General features: G+C 36.8%; 19 protein-coding genes, 1 tRNA gene and 1 other RNA gene. 11 read left to right on the forward strand and 10 right to left on the reverse strand.

Features of this window, described 5'->3' with window-relative positions; all coding sequences use genetic code 11:
* Nucleotides 1-80 precede the first annotated feature (80 nt).
* Nucleotides 81-187: non-coding RNA, 6S RNA (gene ssrS / locus ACIQ32_RS07440), on the forward strand.
* A 49-nt stretch (nucleotides 188-236) separates the two neighbouring features.
* Nucleotides 237-1799: a ribonuclease Y gene (rny, locus tag ACIQ32_RS07445; protein ID WP_396195058.1), complete on the forward strand. Its 1563-nt coding sequence runs from the start codon at nucleotides 237-239 to the stop codon at nucleotides 1797-1799.
* A gap of 43 nt (nucleotides 1800-1842) precedes the next feature.
* Here rny and ACIQ32_RS07450 read toward each other — a convergent pair whose 3' ends face one another.
* From ACIQ32_RS07450 to ACIQ32_RS07465, 4 genes are all read right to left on the reverse strand, one after another.
* Nucleotides 1843-2235 carry a response regulator gene (locus ACIQ32_RS07450; protein WP_396195059.1) on the reverse strand — a complete coding sequence of 131 codons (393 nt, stop codon included), beginning with the start codon at nucleotides 2233-2235 and terminating at the stop codon, nucleotides 1843-1845.
* A 62-nt stretch (nucleotides 2236-2297) separates the two neighbouring features.
* Complete coding sequence (xerD, locus tag ACIQ32_RS07455; protein WP_396195060.1) at nucleotides 2298-3197, reverse strand: site-specific tyrosine recombinase XerD; 900 nt, start codon at nucleotides 3195-3197, stop codon at nucleotides 2298-2300.
* Between the two features lie 76 nt (nucleotides 3198-3273).
* Complete coding sequence (locus ACIQ32_RS07460; RefSeq protein ID WP_396195061.1) at nucleotides 3274-3897, reverse strand: porin family protein; 624 nt, start codon at nucleotides 3895-3897, stop codon at nucleotides 3274-3276.
* Nucleotides 3898-4013: 116 nt separating this feature from the next.
* Nucleotides 4014-4556, reverse strand: a complete 543-nt coding sequence (locus ACIQ32_RS07465) for a porin family protein (protein WP_396195062.1) — start codon at nucleotides 4554-4556, stop codon at nucleotides 4014-4016.
* Between the two features lie 294 nt (nucleotides 4557-4850).
* On the opposite strand from ACIQ32_RS07465, the gene ACIQ32_RS07470 reads away from it, so the two are divergent.
* The 3 genes from ACIQ32_RS07470 (at nucleotide 4851) to ACIQ32_RS07480 (ending at nucleotide 8348) form a co-directional block, all read left to right on the forward strand.
* Nucleotides 4851-5387 (forward strand): porin family protein, encoded by a 537-nt coding sequence (locus ACIQ32_RS07470; RefSeq protein WP_396195063.1) that lies wholly within the window; start codon nucleotides 4851-4853, stop codon nucleotides 5385-5387.
* Nucleotides 5388-5459: 72 nt separating this feature from the next.
* Nucleotides 5460-5873 carry a type II 3-dehydroquinate dehydratase gene (locus tag ACIQ32_RS07475; protein WP_396195064.1) on the forward strand — a complete coding sequence of 138 codons (414 nt, stop codon included), beginning with the start codon at nucleotides 5460-5462 and terminating at the stop codon, nucleotides 5871-5873.
* 12 nt (nucleotides 5874-5885) lie between these two features.
* Nucleotides 5886-8348 carry a DUF5686 and carboxypeptidase regulatory-like domain-containing protein gene (locus ACIQ32_RS07480; RefSeq protein WP_396195065.1) on the forward strand — a complete coding sequence of 821 codons (2463 nt, stop codon included), beginning with the start codon at nucleotides 5886-5888 and terminating at the stop codon, nucleotides 8346-8348.
* On the opposite strand, the gene ACIQ32_RS07485 is transcribed toward ACIQ32_RS07480, so the two are convergent.
* From ACIQ32_RS07485 to ACIQ32_RS07500, 4 genes are all read right to left on the reverse strand, one after another.
* Nucleotides 8345-9112, reverse strand: coding sequence for a sulfite exporter TauE/SafE family protein (locus tag ACIQ32_RS07485; protein WP_396195066.1), 768 nt, complete (start codon nucleotides 9110-9112; stop codon nucleotides 8345-8347). The two genes, ACIQ32_RS07480 and ACIQ32_RS07485, sit on opposite strands and share 4 nt — an antisense overlap.
* Nucleotides 9113-9180: 68 nt before the next feature.
* The gene (gene murA / locus ACIQ32_RS07490; RefSeq protein WP_396195067.1) at nucleotides 9181-10491 is read right to left on the reverse strand and encodes a UDP-N-acetylglucosamine 1-carboxyvinyltransferase; all 1311 of its coding nucleotides are present in this window, start codon (nucleotides 10489-10491) and stop codon (nucleotides 9181-9183) included.
* 70 nt (nucleotides 10492-10561) lie between these two features.
* Nucleotides 10562-11272, reverse strand: coding sequence for a DUF4290 domain-containing protein (locus tag ACIQ32_RS07495; RefSeq protein WP_396195075.1), 711 nt, complete (start codon nucleotides 11270-11272; stop codon nucleotides 10562-10564).
* A complete protein-coding gene (locus ACIQ32_RS07500; protein ID WP_121314908.1) occupies nucleotides 11272-11556 on the reverse strand; it encodes a DUF493 family protein in 285 nt (94 codons plus the stop codon). The genes ACIQ32_RS07495 and ACIQ32_RS07500 overlap by 1 nt, the downstream gene beginning before the upstream one ends.
* A gap of 262 nt (nucleotides 11557-11818) precedes the next feature.
* Between ACIQ32_RS07500 and ACIQ32_RS07505 the strand changes: the two genes are divergently transcribed.
* The 5 genes from ACIQ32_RS07505 to ACIQ32_RS07525 all read left to right on the forward strand — a co-directional run bounded on the left by ACIQ32_RS07505 (nucleotide 11819) and on the right by ACIQ32_RS07525 (nucleotide 16419).
* Nucleotides 11819-12355 (forward strand): AAA family ATPase, encoded by a 537-nt coding sequence (locus tag ACIQ32_RS07505; protein WP_396195068.1) that lies wholly within the window; start codon nucleotides 11819-11821, stop codon nucleotides 12353-12355.
* A gap of 88 nt (nucleotides 12356-12443) precedes the next feature.
* Nucleotides 12444-14336, forward strand: coding sequence for an ATP-dependent DNA helicase RecQ (locus ACIQ32_RS07510; protein WP_396195069.1), 1893 nt, complete (start codon nucleotides 12444-12446; stop codon nucleotides 14334-14336).
* A gap of 2 nt (nucleotides 14337-14338) precedes the next feature.
* Nucleotides 14339-15286, forward strand: a complete 948-nt coding sequence (gene fmt, locus ACIQ32_RS07515) for a methionyl-tRNA formyltransferase (protein WP_396195070.1) — start codon at nucleotides 14339-14341, stop codon at nucleotides 15284-15286.
* Between the two features lie 146 nt (nucleotides 15287-15432).
* Nucleotides 15433-15735 carry an HU family DNA-binding protein gene (locus ACIQ32_RS07520; protein WP_396195071.1) on the forward strand — a complete coding sequence of 101 codons (303 nt, stop codon included), beginning with the start codon at nucleotides 15433-15435 and terminating at the stop codon, nucleotides 15733-15735.
* Nucleotides 15736-15858: 123 nt separating this feature from the next.
* Nucleotides 15859-16419, forward strand: a complete 561-nt coding sequence (locus ACIQ32_RS07525; protein WP_396195072.1) for a YqgE/AlgH family protein — start codon at nucleotides 15859-15861, stop codon at nucleotides 16417-16419.
* Here the strand turns inward: ACIQ32_RS07525 and ACIQ32_RS07530 are convergent.
* Both ACIQ32_RS07530 and ACIQ32_RS07535 read right to left on the reverse strand, forming a co-directional pair.
* Nucleotides 16416-17252 carry an aminotransferase class IV gene (locus ACIQ32_RS07530; protein WP_396195073.1) on the reverse strand — a complete coding sequence of 279 codons (837 nt, stop codon included), beginning with the start codon at nucleotides 17250-17252 and terminating at the stop codon, nucleotides 16416-16418. The genes ACIQ32_RS07525 and ACIQ32_RS07530 overlap by 4 nt on opposite strands.
* A 60-nt stretch (nucleotides 17253-17312) precedes the next feature.
* Nucleotides 17313-17705 (reverse strand): START-like domain-containing protein, encoded by a 393-nt coding sequence (locus ACIQ32_RS07535; RefSeq protein WP_396195074.1) that lies wholly within the window; start codon nucleotides 17703-17705, stop codon nucleotides 17313-17315.
* Nucleotides 17706-17850: 145 nt separating this feature from the next.
* Here ACIQ32_RS07535 and ACIQ32_RS07540 point away from each other — a divergent pair.
* Nucleotides 17851-17924: transfer RNA gene (locus ACIQ32_RS07540), tRNA-Met, on the forward strand.
* The last annotated feature ends 247 nt before the right edge of the window (nucleotides 17925-18171 follow it).

Below are 18171 nucleotides of genomic sequence, written 5' to 3' on the forward strand. Positions count from 1 at the left end.
TTATTGCTCGATTATCTCGAAAAAAAATAACGTTCTTAACATAGATTACGACACTGCCTACATTAGATTTTAATTGGTAAACTCAACACTAACAAATTAGAATGAGCAAATCGTCGCTACTAAAGCACGCCGCTATATCGCGGATCCTTGAACAGCGAGTTAGCTCAAAACTTGTCTTTACGAGTTTATGCATTCACCTAATGTAGGCTTTTTTTATAGATAAATACTAACTAAACATGGAAATTACTTTTATTATAATTGCATTGATTGGCGGAGTTGCCGGCGGATTCGGGATAGCAAAGTTCCTGGAGAAAAGCAATGTCTCCAATATGATTAAAAATGCCAAAAAAGAGGCCAGCAGCATTTTGAGAGATGCCAATATTGAGGCTGAAAATATCAAAAAAGACAAACTACTTCAAGCCAAAGAGAAGTTTTTGGAATTAAAATCGGAACACGAAAAAGAGATTTTAAACAAAGACAAAAAAATTGCCGAAGTTGAAAAAAGAACACGCGACAAAGAGTCTCAAGTATCCAGTGAATTGGCCAAAGCTAAAAAAGTCAACGACGATTATGAGGCCAAAACCAAAGAATACGAATCTAAAATAGAATTGCTCGATAAGAAGCATCAGGAATTGGAAAGACTTCACAAAAGTCAGGTAGAACAATTGGAAGTGATTTCCGGTTTGTCGGCCGAAGATGCGCGTGAGCAATTGGTGGAAAGTTTGAAAGCCGAAGCCAAAACCAAAGCCATGTCGCACATCCAAGACACTATAGAAGAAGCCAAACTTACCGCGCAACAAGAAGCCAAAAAAGTAATCATCAACACTATCCAACGTGTAGGAACTGAGGAAGCGGTTGAAAATTGTGTTTCAGTATTTAATATTGAATCTGATGACGTAAAAGGTAGAATCATCGGTCGTGAAGGAAGAAACATCCGTGCTTTAGAAGCTGCAACCGGTGTTGAGATCATCGTTGACGATACTCCGGAAGCCATCATCTTGTCTTGTTTTGATCCGGTGAGAAGAGAAATCGCTCGTTTGTCATTACACAAATTGGTAACCGATGGCAGAATTCATCCGGCCAGAATTGAAGAAGTAGTAGCCAAAACTACCAAACAAATCGAAGAAGAAATTGCTGAAGTAGGAAAACGCACGGTAATCGACTTAGGAATTCACGGATTACATCCGGAATTGATTAAAGTGGTTGGTCGTATGAAATACCGTTCGTCTTACGGACAAAACCTGCTACAACACTCGCGTGAAGTAGCTAAATTGTGTGGTATTATGGCCGCAGAATTAGGATTGAATGTCAAGTTGGCCAAACGTGCCGGTTTGTTACACGATATAGGAAAAGTGCCTGATACCGAAAGTGATTTACCACACGCTTTATTAGGAATGCAATGGGCCGAAAAATACGGCGAAAAAGAAGAAGTTTGCAACGCCATCGGAGCGCACCATGACGAGATTGAAATGAAATATTTAATTTCACCGATCATCCAAGTTTGTGATGCGATTTCAGGAGCACGACCGGGCGCTCGTCGTCAGGTATTGGATTCCTACATCCAACGTTTGAAAGACTTGGAAAATATCGCCTTCGGATTCAACGGTGTGAAAAACGCTTATGCCATTCAAGCCGGACGTGAGCTGCGTGTAATTGTAGAAAGCGAAAAAGTAAGCGACGAAATGGCAGCTAATTTATCGTTTGAGATTTCCCAAAAAATCCAAACTGAGATGACTTATCCTGGTCAAGTAAAAATTACGGTAATTCGCGAAACCCGAGCGGTGAACATCGCAAAATAATAAATTTGAAAATCTAAAAAGGCGACCTTAACAGTCGCCTTTTTTATTGGAAAATATCTTTAATTAATTCACCTGTTACCGGTTTAGTATGGTATTTTTTTATTTCTTCTTTGAAGTATTCCGCTTTATTGATGTCATCTGAATTATTGGAAGAGCTAATTACATGAATGGCCACTTCTTTAGTCAGTTCCTTTTTTATGATTCTGAACTCTTCCAAAAACTGCCAACCGTCTAATACCGGCATGTTGATATCTAACAAAATCAAATCAGGTGGATTTTCTCCTTTACTCATTAATGATTTTAAACCATTTAACGCTTCAAATCCGTTTTCAAAAAAACTCGGAATAGCACTGATTTGGTTGCTTTTCAGCAGTTTATTAATAATGAAATGATGTATTTTATCATCATCCACGACAAAAATTTGGTTAATTTTCATGGGAAAAACAGCTTGGGGTTATTGTTGTTTGACAGGGCAAAAATAACTAAAAAATCGGCTAACTACATTTTTCTCGGATGAAATGTATGCATAATTTGTGTTAAATGTTTGCGATCCAAGTGAACATAAATTTCGGTTGTTGTAATAGATTCATGTCCTAACATCATTTGAATGGAACGCAAATCGGCGCCGTTTTCTAACAAATGCGTAGCAAATGAATGTCTTAAAGTATGCGGACTGATATTCTTTTGCAAATTAATTTGAACTGCTAAAGATTTGATAATGGTAAAAACCATCGCTCTGGTCAATTGCTTCCCTCTTCGATTTAAAAACAAAGTATCTTCATGACCTTTGGCTATGGCTAAATGATTGCGAATGGCATTCTTATACGACTCAATATAACGTTGTGTATTAAGCGCAATCGGGACAAAACGTTGCTTGTTTCCTTTTCCTGTGATTTTGATAAAACCCTCTTCGAAAAACAAATCGGAGATTTTAAGCGAAACCAATTCGGAAACCCGCAAACCGCAGCTGTATAAAGTTTCTAAAATTGCTCTGTTTCTTTCCCCTTCAGGTGTTGACAAATCAATTGCGGCAATCAAATTATCGATATCTTCCAAACTAAGAGTATCGGGTAACTTTCTGCCTATTTTGGGAGATTCTATCAATTCCATCGGACTGTCTGCACGGTAATCTTCGAATATCAAATACGAAAAAAAACTTTTGAGTCCGGAGATAATTCTCGCTTGAGAACGAGCATTGACTTCCTTAGAAACCGAATAAATGAATTGCTGAATGGTTTCTTCGTTTATTTTTTCGGGGGAAATACTGATGTTATTTTCCATCAAAAAAGAACACAATCGCTCTAAATCAAAGGTATAATTGGCAATGGTATTCTTAGACAAACCCCGCTCAATTTTGAGATACGATTGAAAACTTTTGATATAAGGATTCCAGTTCATTATACAAAGAAACGAAATGTAAGGGTATAAAAAAACCTCTCGAAATCGAGAGGTTTTAAAAAAGTGATATATGGTATTAAAAATTACACCCTAATGAAACAGACAATACTCTGCTTGTTACTTTGCTGTCAGTACCCGGCTCACTTTCACCAATATTAGACAATCCTAAATTGTAGCGAACATTGATGACTGCGCGTTTTGAAATATTATATCCGGCACCTAAATTAAATCCAAAATCCACACTTTTAAATGCTTCCTCTATATTTTGAGTATCCGAACCAAAGCCAATTACATTCACTTTTAATTTAGCTGAAGTCAAAAAACCAATTTGAGGACCGGCTTCTAAGAAAAATTTACTTTCCGGATAGTACTTAAACATCAAAGGAATATTAATGTAGGACAATTTAAAAGTGTTTTCTGTATCATATAAATTCCCTGAACCATCGTCAAAAAGAAAATCAAATTTGGCTCCTTGCATCGAATACAAAAGCTCCGGTTGAATAGCGAATTTCTTGTTTAACATAATTTCAGCATAACCTCCAATGTGAAAATTCGCGATAGAACTGGTACTTGGAAATCCTGCCTCATCAACATTGAGATTGGCAATATTCAAACCACCTTTTACTCCATACTTTACGCCTTGAGCTTGCAACGAACTGAAACTCACCAGTGCCACAAGGGCTACAATAAACTTTTTCATTATTAAACATTTAAATTAGCTTGCGAAAGTAGTATTTTATTCACGCTTTTTAAAATTTTAAACAAAAAAAACCTCTCGAAGTCGAGAGGTTTTTAAAATATAATCTTTTGTGTAGATTAGAATCTGTATCCTAAACCAACGTTTAAAGATGACATACCGGCATCAGCACCGTCAATATCAGAAATGTTAGCCAAACCTAAGTTATATCTAGCGTCAAAGAATAAACCTGACTCTAACTCATAACCTGCACCAATAGCTAAACCGTAATCTAAAGATTTAGTTAAATCTTTAACAGCTCCACCACCAGCAACAAAACCGAATTGTGGACCAGCGTGTAAACTGAAACTATCAGCTACATAATATTTAGCTAAAACTGGGATTCTGATGAAATCAAGGTTTCCTTCAGTCTCACCATTACCTTCCATAGAGTACAATAACTCTGGTTGTACGTGGAATTTTTCAGAAACAGCGAAATCTACTAAACCTCCAATGTAGAAGCTTGATCTTGCATCTCCACCATCAAAATCACCAGTGAAGTTAGAGCTTAAATAACCAGCTTTAACACCAAATTTCATGTCGCTAGAACCACTTTTCTTGTCTTGTGCATTTGCGAAAGATACAGCAAACACAGCAGCCATAGTTAAAATAATTTTTTTCATGTTTGTTTAATTTTAAAATTAATATAGGCAAAGTTAAAAGTTTAGATTAATAGGAATAATCAGGGGAATTTGACTTATTAACAAGGTTGTTAACAATTTTTGAATTAAAAAATACTGATGTCCAACACTTTATAAAAAAAGAATTGAAATTTGGTTTTTTTTAACAACTCAAAAACAACGTCTAGATAGCAGTTTTTTCTTTATTCTTTGAATCTTTTATTGAATCGACAATAAAACAACACAATCACCGTTTATACTATAGATTGATTGTAAACTCTAAACTATATATATTCTATGAAAAAAGTGATTGTTTTGTTAGCTGTACTGGGCTGCGTGGCTAGTTTGAAGGCTCAAACACTGAAGTTCGGTTTAAAGGCCGGTGCCAACTTTGCCAATTTAGAAGGCAACAACGTAGAAGGTTCCACTTACACCAGTTTTCATTTTGGTGCCTTAATGGAAATTAAGTTATTGGAAAACTTATCGCTCCAACCGGAATTGGTTTATTCTTCTCAAGGAACCAAAATTGATGAAGCGGCATTCGACGACATTAATTACAATTATATTACGGTACCGGTTTTGGCTAAATTTTATTTGACCAAAAACAAGTTGAGCTTTGAGGCCGGTCCGCAATTTTCTTTCTTAGTCAATGAAAATGTAGCAGCCCAATTTGAAGGTGAAACTTTTGATTTTGGTTTGGCCGGCGGATTAGGCTACAACATTACCGACCATTTTTTAATTCAGGCAAGATATGTGGCCGGTTTAACTGAAGCCAATAAAAATGCTGAAGTCAAAAACAGAACCATTCAACTCTCTTTAGGCTATCGCTTCTGATAAAAGAAAAGTTTAGCCCCAAACCGTTGTCCGTTCGACAACGGTTTTTTATTTTTACTCAAAAATCATCTCATGAAAATCATTATCATCAATGGCCCGAATCTAAATTTATTGGGTAAACGCGAACCCGATGTTTACGGAGCAACCTCATTTGAAGACTATTTTGTAAGCTTACAACAAATTTACCCAACGATAGATTTAAGCTATTACCAAAGCAATGTAGAAGGAGAACTCATCACTAAAATTCAGGAAGCGGGATTTTCATATGATGGCATTATTTTAAACGCAGCGGCATACACTCATACTTCAGTTGGCATAGGCGATGCTGTTAAAGCTATCATAACGCCGGTTATTGAAGTTCATATTTCTAATACATTTGCCCGAGAGTCATTCCGTCATCAATCGTTCATCTCACCCAACGCTAAAGGAATTGTAATTGGTTTTGGATTGAAAAGTTACGAATTGGCTCTGCAATCTTTTTTATAAAACACTTGAACTATGGCAAAAAAACTATTCTACGCCCTTACCTTGTTATGTTCTTTTATTTCAATTGCCCAAGTACGCGGAAAAGTCACCGACGAAAAAGGAAACCCGCTGCCTTTTGTAAACATCTTTGAAGAAAACACCTATAACGGAACTACTACCAACGAACAAGGTCGATTTGAAATCAACATCAAAACGCCGGGCAGTCACACCTTATTGTTTCAGTACTTAGGCTACAAAACCGCTAAACAAGTGGTGACTTTAGACAAAACTCCTTTAGAAATAGAGGTTGTAATGATGGAAGAAAACATCATCTTAAACGAAGTAGTCATTAACCCAAAAGACAATCCGGCCAACGAAATCATAAGAAACGCCATTAAAAACAAAAAAAGTAACGCTGCCAAAACCGCACGCTACACGGCCGATTTTTATTCCAGAGGGATTTTCAGAGTGAAAAATTTACCCAAAACCATACTTGGTCAAAAGTTGGATTTTTTTGATGAAGTAATCGATTCTACCCGCAGCGGTATATTATACCTTTCGGAAACGGTATCAAAAATCACTTTCCAAAAACCCGATAAAATGAAGGAGGAAATTGTGGCTTCAAAAGTAAGCGGCAACGACAACGGCTTTAGTTTTAACAATGCGTCATCGGCCAATTTCGACTTTTACGACAACTATTTAGAGTTTGACGCCAATGTAGTTTCGCCTATAGCCGATAATGCTTTCAATTATTACCGCTACCAATTTGAAGGTTCGTTCTTTACTGAGAACCGCCAACAAATCAATAAAATCAAAATAATCCCGCGCCGGGAAACCGAACCGGTAATGTCGGGCTACATTTATATAGTAGAAGACACTTATGCCATTTATGCCGTGGATGTCAGCTTTACCGGAACACAAATCCAAAATCCGGCAATGAACACCCTGACATTAAAACAAAACTTCAGTTACAACAACACCACTAAAGTTTGGGCCAAAAACACCCAAACCCTAGATTTTGATGCCGGTATGTTTGGCATCAACATTTCGGGCAGGTTTACCTATGTATACACCAATTTTACTTTCCCTGAAAAATTTGAAAAGAAAACCTTCAAAGCCGAAGTCATCAAATTTGAAGAAAACGCCAATAAAAAAGACAATAGTTTTTGGGAAACCATCCGACCGGTTCCGTTAACCGGAGAAGAAACTACCGACTATCTGAAAAAAGATGCGTTACAGGAAAAGAAAAAGTCGAAAGCCTATTTGGATTCGATAGACGCCAAAAAAAACAAATTTGGTTTTTCCGATATTTTAAACGGTTACAGCTACTCCAATTCGTTTAAAAAATGGTCCGTCAATTACAATGGTCCATTATTAAACACCTCTTTCAATACCGTACAGGGTTGGAATTCGAGTATAGGTTTGTCTTATTTCAAAAGAAACGAAGACAAAAACACCTACTACCAATTTGGGTCTTCCCTAGCCTATGGTTTCTCAGACGAACGATTCAGACCTACCGCCTATTTTTCTTCGAAACTGAGTAATATCAGTAAAACGTATTTGTCGGTTTATGGCGGTAATTCGGTGAACCAATTCAACCGTGAAGAACCAATTTCTAAACTGTCCAATACCATAAGTAGCTTATTTTTCAAAAATAATTTCATGAAAGTGTACGAGAAAAACTTTATCGCAACCAACTTTTCTCGAGAAATTTTCAACGGCTTGGACATGAGTTTTGGTTTGGAATATGCCGAAAGAAAACCGCTGTTCAATACTACTGATTATGCCTTAATCAAATCAGAAGACCAATACACTTCTAATCATCCTTTGTTGCCATTGGATGAAACCGCAGCTATCATTGACCGCCATAATTTGGTTAAGATGAACATTGGCGCACGCATCAAATTCGGACAACAATATATTACTCGCCCTGATGGCAAATACAACTTGGGCAACTATAAATATCCTTTGATTTCTTTGAACTACGAAAAAGGTTTAGCCGGTAATGAAAGCAATTACAATTACGATAAAATCTCGGCACGCCTTCAATACTCTTTGACCTTGAAAAATAAGGGTGAAATCGATTTGAATTCAAAAGCCGGAAAATTTTTCAATGCCGACGGAATTTCATTTGTGGATTTCCAACACTTTAACGGCAATCAAACGCATGTGGTTATAGGAAATTCTTATACGAATCAATTCAACCTACTGCCTTACTATGATGCCAGTACCAACGACAGCTATTGGGAAACACACTTGGAATATAACGATAAAGGGTTTATTATGAATAAAATTCCATTGTTGAATTTGCTGAAATCTAAATTAGTATTGGGATTCAAAAACCTTTCCATTCCTAATCGCAATCCGTATCAAGAATTTTCTGCCGGGTTAAGTAACTTAGGTTTTGGCAAGTACAGAATCTTAAGAATCGATTACGTTCGCTCATATCAAAATGGTTATCAAGGCGATGGCGTAATGTTTGGGTTGAACTTTTAAGCTAAAAACACATCATAGCCAAAACGAAGTAACGTCAATATCACTACAAAAAGGAAAAACTTTCTAATGAAGGTGTTTCCTTTTTTTATGGCCAATTTGGCGCCAATCCAACCGCCAAGTGCATTGCAAAAAGCCATTGGAATTGCAAAAGTCCAAATGATTTTTCCTTTTAAAACGAATAAACAAATCGAACCAAAGTTGGTCGCGAGATTGACCATTTTAGCATTCGCGGAAGCGTGAAGAAAATCAAAACCTAAAATAGAAACAAAGCCCAATACCAAAAAACTTCCGGTTCCCGGACCAATAAATCCGTCATAGAAACCAACCAAAACACTAATGATAACGGCATAAATGATTTGTTTTTTAGTCGAATGGTCTTTCTCTTGGTGTTGTCCGAAATTTTTCTTTTTAAACGTATAAATCGCTAAACCGATTAAAATAAAAAAAAGCAATGGTTTCATAAAATCATTGCTGACCACATTCAACAGTGCCGAACCTAAGAAAGCCGAACAAAAAGCCAAAAGGGCCATAATGGAGAGCAGTTTCCAATTTATCTTCACCTTCTTCAAATATTGAAAAGCCGCAAAACTCGTCCCGCTAAAAGCCGGGATTTTAAGTGACCCAATGATACTCGCCACCGATAAATGGGGCATCAAAATCATCGCTACCGGTGTTTGGATCAAACCGCCGCCGCCAACAATAGCATCGACAAATCCGGCAAAGAAAGAAGCAATGCAAAGCAGAACGATGATATAAGTTTCCATAAGCTCAAAATGAAAAGAGGCACAATTTGCGCCTCTATTTTCTATACTCTTTTCTCTAATTTCTTAAATTAAATACGAACAATATTAGCTCCTAAAGCTCGAAGTCTTTCGTCAATTCTTTCGTAACCTCTATCGATTTGCTCAATGTTTTGAATGGTGGAAGTTCCTTTGGCCGAAAGCGCTGCAATCAACAATGAAATTCCCGCTCGAATATCAGGCGAAGACATTACTGTCGCTTTCAATTGCGATTGGAAATTGTGTCCCATGACCACCGCTCGGTGCGGATCACACAACATGATTTTAGCACCCATATCAATCAATTTATCCACAAAGAACAAACGGCTTTCAAACATTTTTTGGTGAATCAAAACATCACCATTGGCTTGAGTAGCTACGACTAAAACAATGCTCAACAAATCCGGTGTAAAGCCCGGCCAAGGCGCATCGGCTATGGTTAAGATAGAACCGTCGATATCGGTTTTCACGGTATAGCCTTTGGTATGAGCCGGAATATATATATCGTCCCCTTTACGCTCTAAAGTAATCCCCAATTTTCTGAATACACTCGGGATTACGCCTAAGTTATCCCAGCTAACGTTCTTGATAGTGATTTCACTACGTGTCATAGCAGCCAATCCAATCCACGAACCAATTTCAATCATGTCCGGTAAGATTCGATGTTCACATCCGCCTAATTTTTCAACCCCTTCTATAGTTAACAAATTTGACCCAACACCGGAGATTTTGGCCCCCATAGAGTTCAACATTTTACACAATTGTTGCAAATATGGTTCGCAAGCCGCGTTGTATATCGTGGTGGTTCCTTCAGCTAAAACAGCGGCCATTACGATATTGGCCGTTCCGGTAACCGAAGCTTCGTCAAGCAACATATAAGTTCCTTTTAAACGGGTTTTGGTTTCTACGCCATAAAAGTGATCTTCTCTTTCGTAACGGAACTTAGCGCCCAAATTGATAAACCCTTCAAAGTGGGTATCCAATCTTCTTCTGCCAATTTTATCACCACCCGGTTTCGGAATGTATCCGCAACCAAAACGGGCCAATAGTGGACCAACTATCATAATGGAACCTCTTAAACTACCGCCTTCTTTTTTAAAGGCTTCGGTTTTTAAATAATCTACATTCACTTCATCGGCTTGAAAAGTGTAATCGCCCGGACCGTTTTTTTGAATTTTCACACCCAAATTCCCCAACAAAACAATCAGTTTATTGACATCGATAATGTCTGGAATATTGGTTACTCTTACCTTTTCCGAGGTTAATAATGCCGGACACAAAACTTGTAAAGCTTCATTTTTGGCTCCTTGTGGTTGTACATCTCCTTTTAACTGGATACCACCTTCTATTTTAAATGTTCCCATATTTTTTATTGTCGGTTGTCGGTTGTTGGTTGTCGGTTGTTAGATATAACAGACAACTGATAACGGACAACTATTTCTGATTGTTATTCTTAATAAACGGTTTCTTCCCGTTTTTATTCTTGTTTTGTTTGTTATTGTTTTGTTGGGGTTGGTTTTTGTTGGACATCTTTTTGTTGGTACGCATCAAATCATTTGTTGTCAACAATTCTTCGGTACTTTGCAACAAGTTCAGTCTTCCGTCTGACAATTCATATAAATGCTCAAAAATCACGGTATCGGTTACCGTGTCTTTGTTCCAACTCAAATAGGATTTCTTCATGTGATTGGCAATCACTTTGACCAAAGCATTTTTCATCTCGCCGTCTTCCCAACTGTTGGCCACATCAATCATGTATTTGATATTGTTGCCGTAAAAACGATATTTCGGATTTTTTTGCGGGTAAGGCAAACGCTCGGGCTTTAAGTTGATTACATCACGCGTTGGAATTGGATAAGGCGAATCAACATCCAATCTAAAATCGGACATGATAAAAATCTGATCCCACAATTTGTGTTGAAAATCGGGTACGTCTCGCAAGTGCGGATTCAAACTACCCATAACCTGAATAATGTATTTAGCCGCTTTGTTGCGCTCTTCCCTATCCGAAATCAGCGTAGCTTGGTCAATCAATTTCTGTAAATGACGTCCATATTCAGGAATAATCAAATGCGGTCTCTCGGCATTGTATTCCAAATGGCAAACCACATCGTTGGCATTCTCTTTAATATATTTTTCCGCCATCATAATGAAATTATTCCTTCTATATTAGAAACTTCAATGTATTTTTCCACTACACTTTCAGGGCTTTCCATCATCACGTTAACCGAAAGGCTGGTGTATTTTCCTGTTTTAGATTGCGTGGTTTGTATTACCGCACCCAAATTGTCAAAAGCATTTTCCACTTCTTCAATCTTTTTGGGATCAGTCGGCACAATAAATTTATATAAATATTCTGTGGGCCATGTTGAAGTATTGTTCAACTCTTCTCGCAATCGGGTATAAAATTCTTCTGTTTTCTTATCCATTCATCAAAAAATAAAAGCAAATATACAGTATTGATTTCAGATTTCGGAGAAGAATTCTATTGGTTTATTTTATTTTTTTGAACGAAAGGTTCGGGCTGTTTCAGCAAACCGTATTCCCGCTTTCCGCCTCGTTTACAACGAGACTCCAATCGGGGTTATTAGAAAAACTTTTAGAACTTTTGGCCGCGACCGAAATAAAAACTTCAAACACTTTTAATATTCTGTTTTGTTTCAATAAATTTGCCCCTTATTGCTAAAAATTTTGAAAAAGGAACTCATAGTTATAACCGGCGGTCCGGGCACCGGAAAAACCACCATCATCGATACACTAATCGAACAAGGTTATGCGTGTTTCCCCGAAATTTCAAGACAAGTAACTTTAGAAGCCAAAAAACAAGGCATCGAACAATTGTTCCTCGAAAAACCATTACTCTTTAGCGAGCTATTGCTGGAAGGCCGAAGAAAACAACACCAACAAGCCACTGAAGACGTAGCTGAGTTGGTTTTCTTAGACCGAGGCATCCCCGATATTTTGGCCTATATGCATTACATAGGCGATAGTTATCCGGCGTTTTTTGACCATGCCTGTAGAGAGCATGTGTACTCCAAAATTTTTGTGCTTCCGCCTTGGGAAGAAATCTACGAAAGCGACGAGGCGCGTTACGAAAACTTTGAGCAAGCCAAACTCATCTTCGCCCATCTTTTGGAAACCTATCAAAAATATGGCTACGAACTCATCGAAGTCCCGCGGGGAACCGTTGAAGAGCGCATTCATTATATTTTGAGTCAATTGGCCTAAATACATTTTTTGTATAACTGCACTCCAATACTTTTTTATACATTTGGATTAGTTTGTAATTCCTCCTTCACAATTGACCCGTCACAATTTGAATACAGCCTTAGAAATACTTCAAAAATACTGGAAACACGATGCTTTTCGCGAACCCCAAGAAGCCATTATCGCTTCGGTTTTGGAAAGCAAAGACACTTTTGCCTTGATGCCGACCGGTGGTGGAAAATCGATTTGTTTCCAAGTGCCCGGCATGATGATGGAAGGCATTTGTTTGGTGATTTCTCCGCTGATTGCTTTGATGAAAGACCAAGTCCGAAATTTGCAAAACAAAGGCATTAAAGCCATCGCTTTAACCGGCGGTATTCGACAAGATGAAATTATTGATTTGCTCGACAACTGTCAATACGGCAATTACAAATTTCTCTATTTATCTCCGGAACGTTTGCAAAATGATTGGATTTTAGAGCGCATTAAAAACCTGCCTGTAAACCTAATCGCTATTGACGAAGCGCATTGTGTATCCCAATGGGGACATGATTTCAGACCGGCTTATTTGAAGATTGTTAAACTTAAAGAATGCTTTCCGAAAGTACCTTTTTTGGCTTTGACCGCTTCGGCAACAACACTAGTAAAGGAAGACATTATTACACAATTGCAACTCAAAAATCCGCAAATTTTTACCAAATCATTCTATAGGGAAAACATTGCATACATGGTTTTTGAAACCGAAGACAAATTGCATTTGTTGGAACAAATTTTACATAAAAATCCTCAGCCTTCCATTGCTTATGTCACCAATCGGAAGTCGTGTTTAGCAACCGCCAAACAATTGGAGAGTTTAGGTTTTACCGCTACATTTTACCACGGCGGATTATCGGCTAAAGACAAAGAAAAAAACATGCAACTTTGGATGGAAGAAAAAGTTCAGGTTATGGTAGCAACCAATGCTTTCGGAATGGGCATAGACAAGGCCAATGTCAAAACCATCGTCCATTTGCATTTGCCTCAAAACTTAGAAAACTATTACCAAGAAGCCGGTCGTGCCGGAAGAAACGGAGACAAAGCTTTTGCTGTTTTATTGAACAACCCTTCGGATGTGATTCATGCCGAAGCACAATTTCTAGGCATTTTACCCGAAAAAGCTTTTTTGAATTTGGTTTTTTCAAAATTGTGCAACTATTTCCAAATAGCTTATGGTGAGGGAATTGACGAACAGTTCAGTTTCAATTTGAATCACTTTTGCACCAAATACAATTTCCCTATAGTAAAAACATACAACAGTTTACAATTCCTGGATCGACAAGGCATTATTACTTTGTCTCAGGAATTTTCTGAAAAAATCACTTTACAATTTATTATTCCTTCCAAAGAAGTAATTCGGTACATGAGTTTGAATCCGAATGATGAAGAAGTACTGTTGACCATATTGCGAACATATCCGGGAATTTATGAAATGCCGACAGCCTTCAATATATCATTGATAGCCAAAAAATCCAATCATGATGAAACCGAAGTCAATTTACTTTTAGAAAAATTAAAAGAGAAAAACATCATTGAAATGAAGGCAAAGAACAATGATGCTACCATTACTTTTAACGAAGTACGAGAGGACGAGCGCACTATCAATAGGGTTTCAAAATATTTAGAAGCACAAAACAAGTTGAAAACAGAGCAACTTCGGTCGGTTTTGCACTATTGCCAAGACCAAAAAACTTGCAAGAGTAAAGTGTTGATGGCCTATTTCGGAGAAAGCCAGAAAGAAGATTGCGGTATATGCTCCTATTGTATCGGCAAAAACAAAAAGAAACTGCATCCGGAATCGGTTTCCGAAAAAATTTTAGAAATATTAAAATTACAGGATTTCAACTCGAGAGATATTCAAAAACTAACCAAACTTCCAAAAGACGATGTTATCTTTGCCCTTCAAAAGTTGTTAGAAGAAGAAAGCATTTGCATTAAATCGAATAATTTATACTCCTTGAAATAAGTATGGAAAAGTTACGCATCGTTTTTATGGGCACTCCGGAGTTTGCCGTTGGCATATTGGATACTATAATAAAAAACAATTATGAGGTTGTAGGTGTAATCACAGCGGCAGACAAACCGGCCGGTCGCGGTCAAAAGTTGAAATATTCCGCTGTAAAAGAATATGCTTTGGAGCACAATCTAACACTGTTGCAACCTACCAATTTAAAAGACGAAACTTTCCTGGCTGCATTAAAAAGTTTGAACGCCAACCTACAAGTAGTGGTTGCTTTTAGAATGTTGCCCGAAGTGGTTTGGCGTATGCCAAAATTGGGAACATTCAATCTTCACGCTTCTTTATTGCCAAATTATCGTGGTGCAGCACCAATTAATTGGGCTATTATTAATGGGGAAACCAAAACCGGTGTGACTACTTTCTTTATAGATGACAAGATTGATACCGGCGCTATGATAATGAGCAAAGAAACAGCTATAAATACAGAAGAGAATGCCGGTGAACTTCATGATAAATTAATGGCGCTTGGAAGCGGTACTGTTATTGAGACTTTGGCTTTGATAGAAAAAGGTATGGTTACAACAACTATACAAGTAGACCATGCTGAGATTAAAACAGCTTATAAGCTCAACAAAGAAAACTGTAAAATTGATTGGCAAAAATCGGCTTCGGAGATTCACAATTTAATTCGTGGACTTTCACCTTATCCTACTGCATGGTGCATTTTTAAAGACAATGGCGAAGCATGGAATGTAAAACTGTATGAAGTAAAAATAATTTCGGAAGTACATACCTTTAACATTGGTCAAATTATCACCACTAAGAAAGAAATAAAAGTTGCAGTAAAGGACGGGTTGATTCAAATTATAAGTCTTCAATTACCGGGAAAGAAAAAGATGTTGGCTTTCGAACTCTTAAACGGCGTGTCATTTTCTGAAAAAGCACAAGCAGAATAGGCTCTGCCACCGTTTTTTGATGAAAAAAATCGATTAAAAGCAACGGTTTATCAACAAAAACTTCAAGTTATCAACAAAACCTTGAAAAAAACGTCAAATCGCTTGTGTGGTAAGGAATTCCTATTAAATTTGTTACCATTAACAAAATGTTTAACCAACAATTAATAACTAACATTATGAACAAATCAGAATTAATCGATGCAATTGCAGCTGACGCTGGAATCACAAAAGCTGCTGCAAAATTAGCTTTAGAATCATTTTTAGGAAATGTAGGTAGTACTTTGAAAAAAGGCGGAAGAGTATCTTTAGTAGGTTTTGGTTCTTGGTCAGTATCTAAAAGAGCTGCAAGAGACGGAAGAAACCCACAAACTGGAAAAACTATCAAAATTGCTGCTAAAAATGTAGTTAAATTCAAAGCTGGTGCTGAATTAGACGGAGCAGTAAACTAATAAATTAGTTCTTCTGATATACAAAAACCATCTCGATGCATCGAGATGGTTTTTTTGTTTTTGGTAAAATCATTTGGATTTGTAAAAAAATTTTCCCAATTTTAATAAAAATTTTTTGGAGAGATGATTTCAGAAAAATTACAAAAAGGACAATTATTGATAGCTGAACCTTCGATTATCGGAGATTTATCTTTTAACCGTTCTGTAATTTTATTGGCCGATCACAATGAAGAAGGTTCTGTAGGATTCATTTTAAATAAGCCGCTAAAGTACACTATACAAGACTTATTACCTGAAATCGAAGCCAATTTTAAAATCTACAATGGCGGTCCGGTTGAGCAGGATAATTTATATTTTATTCACAATGTTCCTGATTTAATTACGAACAGTATAGAAATATCCAACGGTATTTTTTGGGGTGGTAATTTCGAATTAACCAAAAACCTAATCAACCAAGGTTTGATTAAAAAGAAAAACATTCGATTCTTTTTAGGCTATACCGGTTGGGATTCTGAACAATTGGAAAACGAAATGCAATCCAACTCGTGGATACTTACCAAAAATATTTACCAAAAAGACATCCTCGGAAAATCGTCGGTTCATTTTTGGAAAGAAAAAATAATTGAATTAGGCGGTGAATACCTTATTTGGTCAAATGCACCCGAAAATCCTATTCTGAATTAATTCGTTATCAATAAGTTTAACTTTTCAAGTAATTGATTGGCCAATTTTTGGTCGAAATCTTTTTTGCGGTATTTTGTTATCGGCTGAATCCCAACAATCATATTAGTAATGAACAATTCAGCTGCTTTTTGCAAATCAAAAGGAGAAATTTCCTTTTCTATTACTTCAATTCCTTCAATTTCTCTGGCTAACTTAAGAATTTGTTTGCGCATTATTCCGTTCAAACAGCCTTCGGAAATGGGCGGTGTAATCAATTGATTGTTGAGCAACATGAACAAGTTTCCGTTCACCGCTTCAATCACATTTTTATCCTCATTAATTAGCAAACAACTATCTAATCCGTTTTCTTGTGCAAATATACCGGCGGTAATTTGAATGATTTTATTATTGGTTTTTAAGGTAGAGAGCAATTGTTTGGTCACGACAAAATCTTTGTACAAATCAACTTCAAAAGAAAAATCGGTTAGAGCATATAACTTTTTAGGCAAAATTGACGCTTGAATAACAAAAGATATTGCATTAACTGTTGGAGTGTAATAACCGCCTTCATTCCTGAAAATGGTTAGCCTGACTCTGGCTGAGTCCTGAATATTTTGTTTTTGCAGTAAAGACAAAATTTGATCTTCAAGGTATTCTAAAGTAAAAGACATTGGTATTTGCATGCGTATAATTCGCATAGAAGCCAACAACCTGAAATAATGATCTTCAAAAAATAAGATTTTACCATCAACCACCTTTAGTGTTTCAAAAACACCGTCACCGTATAGAAAAGAACGATTTGACACCGACAATTGTACCTCAGAATTGGAAATGACTCCATTAAAATTTACCATAAAAAAATCCCGTCTCGCATTTAGAATGAGACGGGACAAATATAAGTGTAAAATAGGATTCTAGATAGAACCTATCACATGTTTTAAATCGGAGATTTGATTTTCCCACAATAATTTTGATTCTTCAAGTTCATCAACCGGAGCATAATCAACTACCATTAAAGAAACATCTTTGGTAATTTCATCTTCCAAAATTCGCAACTCAAAGTAATAATCCGTATCTTTTTTATTTTCATCAACCCATTTGAACTTTACTTTTTCACCTGTTTTTTTGGAAGCCAAACGAGCATTCTCCTCTGTATCATCCCAAATGAATGTAAAAAATTCACCTCTTGAATTTACGTTATCAGCAAACCATTCCTGCAACCCTGATGGAGTAGAAATGTATTGATAAAGCAATTGTGGTGATGAATTCACTGGAAATTCGAGTTCGTAACGTACTTTTTGATCCATATCTGAACAAATTTTCGGGAAATATATAGAATATAAAATCAAAAAAAAAACGTTTTTTAAAAATAAAAAAAATAACACATATATGTTTGCACCCAAATATTTTAATTTTATATTTGCACCCGCATTCAAGGAATGTCAAAGTCTTGGCGAGGTAGCTCAGTTGGTTAGAGCGCAGGATTCATAACCCTGAGGTCGGGAGTTCAAATCTCCCTCTCGCTACTTAAAAATCAAGCTCTTACAAATTTGTAAGAGCTTTTTTTATGCTTGGTGTCGGGTAATGGTGTCGGGTAGAAATGTTAAAAAAATCTATCTCAACATCTTTTGACACAATGAAATCAACCGAAAACCTTCAACTTCAAAACCGCTTTTTCAACTGCACTAAGAACCTCTGGGTCAATATAATGACGCTCTAAAATTTCATCAGAAGTATGTGAAGTTAATAGACCTGTTTGTTTATCCATTACAA

The sequence above is a fragment of the Flavobacterium sp. genome (assembly GCF_044373165.1).
GTDB lineage: Bacteria > Bacteroidota > Bacteroidia > Flavobacteriales > Flavobacteriaceae > Flavobacterium.

What these genes read in the sequence shown, in the direction of transcription:
- ACIQ32_RS07450 (WP_396195059.1), bottom strand. Translation starts at nt 2,235, where the DNA reads ATGAAAATTAACCAAATTTTTGTCGTGGATGATGATAAAATACATCAT.
- xerD (WP_396195060.1), bottom strand. Translation starts at nt 3,197, where the DNA reads ATGAACTGGAATCCTTATATCAAAAGTTTTCAATCGTATCTCAAAATT.
- fmt (WP_396195070.1), top strand. Translation starts at nt 14,339, where the DNA reads ATGGAAAAGTTACGCATCGTTTTTATGGGCACTCCGGAGTTTGCCGTT.
- ACIQ32_RS07525 (WP_396195072.1), top strand. Translation starts at nt 15,859, where the DNA reads ATGATTTCAGAAAAATTACAAAAAGGACAATTATTGATAGCTGAACCT.
- ACIQ32_RS07495 (WP_396195075.1), bottom strand. Translation starts at nt 11,272, where the DNA reads ATGGCGGAAAAATATATTAAAGAGAATGCCAACGATGTGGTTTGCCAT.
- ACIQ32_RS07485 (WP_396195066.1), bottom strand. Translation starts at nt 9,112, where the DNA reads ATGGAAACTTATATCATCGTTCTGCTTTGCATTGCTTCTTTCTTTGCC.
- ACIQ32_RS07465 (WP_396195062.1), bottom strand. Translation starts at nt 4,556, where the DNA reads ATGAAAAAAATTATTTTAACTATGGCTGCTGTGTTTGCTGTATCTTTC.
- ACIQ32_RS07500 (WP_121314908.1), bottom strand. Translation starts at nt 11,556, where the DNA reads ATGGATAAGAAAACAGAAGAATTTTATACCCGATTGCGAGAAGAGTTG.
- rny (WP_396195058.1), top strand. Translation starts at nt 237, where the DNA reads ATGGAAATTACTTTTATTATAATTGCATTGATTGGCGGAGTTGCCGGC.
- ACIQ32_RS07520 (WP_396195071.1), top strand. Translation starts at nt 15,433, where the DNA reads ATGTTTAACCAACAATTAATAACTAACATTATGAACAAATCAGAATTA.
- ACIQ32_RS07460 (WP_396195061.1), bottom strand. Translation starts at nt 3,897, where the DNA reads ATGAAAAAGTTTATTGTAGCCCTTGTGGCACTGGTGAGTTTCAGTTCG.
- ACIQ32_RS07535 (WP_396195074.1), bottom strand. Translation starts at nt 17,705, where the DNA reads ATGGATCAAAAAGTACGTTACGAACTCGAATTTCCAGTGAATTCATCA.
- ACIQ32_RS07530 (WP_396195073.1), bottom strand. Translation starts at nt 17,252, where the DNA reads ATGGTAAATTTTAATGGAGTCATTTCCAATTCTGAGGTACAATTGTCG.
- ACIQ32_RS07470 (WP_396195063.1), top strand. Translation starts at nt 4,851, where the DNA reads ATGAAAAAAGTGATTGTTTTGTTAGCTGTACTGGGCTGCGTGGCTAGT.
- ACIQ32_RS07480 (WP_396195065.1), top strand. Translation starts at nt 5,886, where the DNA reads ATGGCAAAAAAACTATTCTACGCCCTTACCTTGTTATGTTCTTTTATT.
- ACIQ32_RS07475 (WP_396195064.1), top strand. Translation starts at nt 5,460, where the DNA reads ATGAAAATCATTATCATCAATGGCCCGAATCTAAATTTATTGGGTAAA.
- murA (WP_396195067.1), bottom strand. Translation starts at nt 10,491, where the DNA reads ATGGGAACATTTAAAATAGAAGGTGGTATCCAGTTAAAAGGAGATGTA.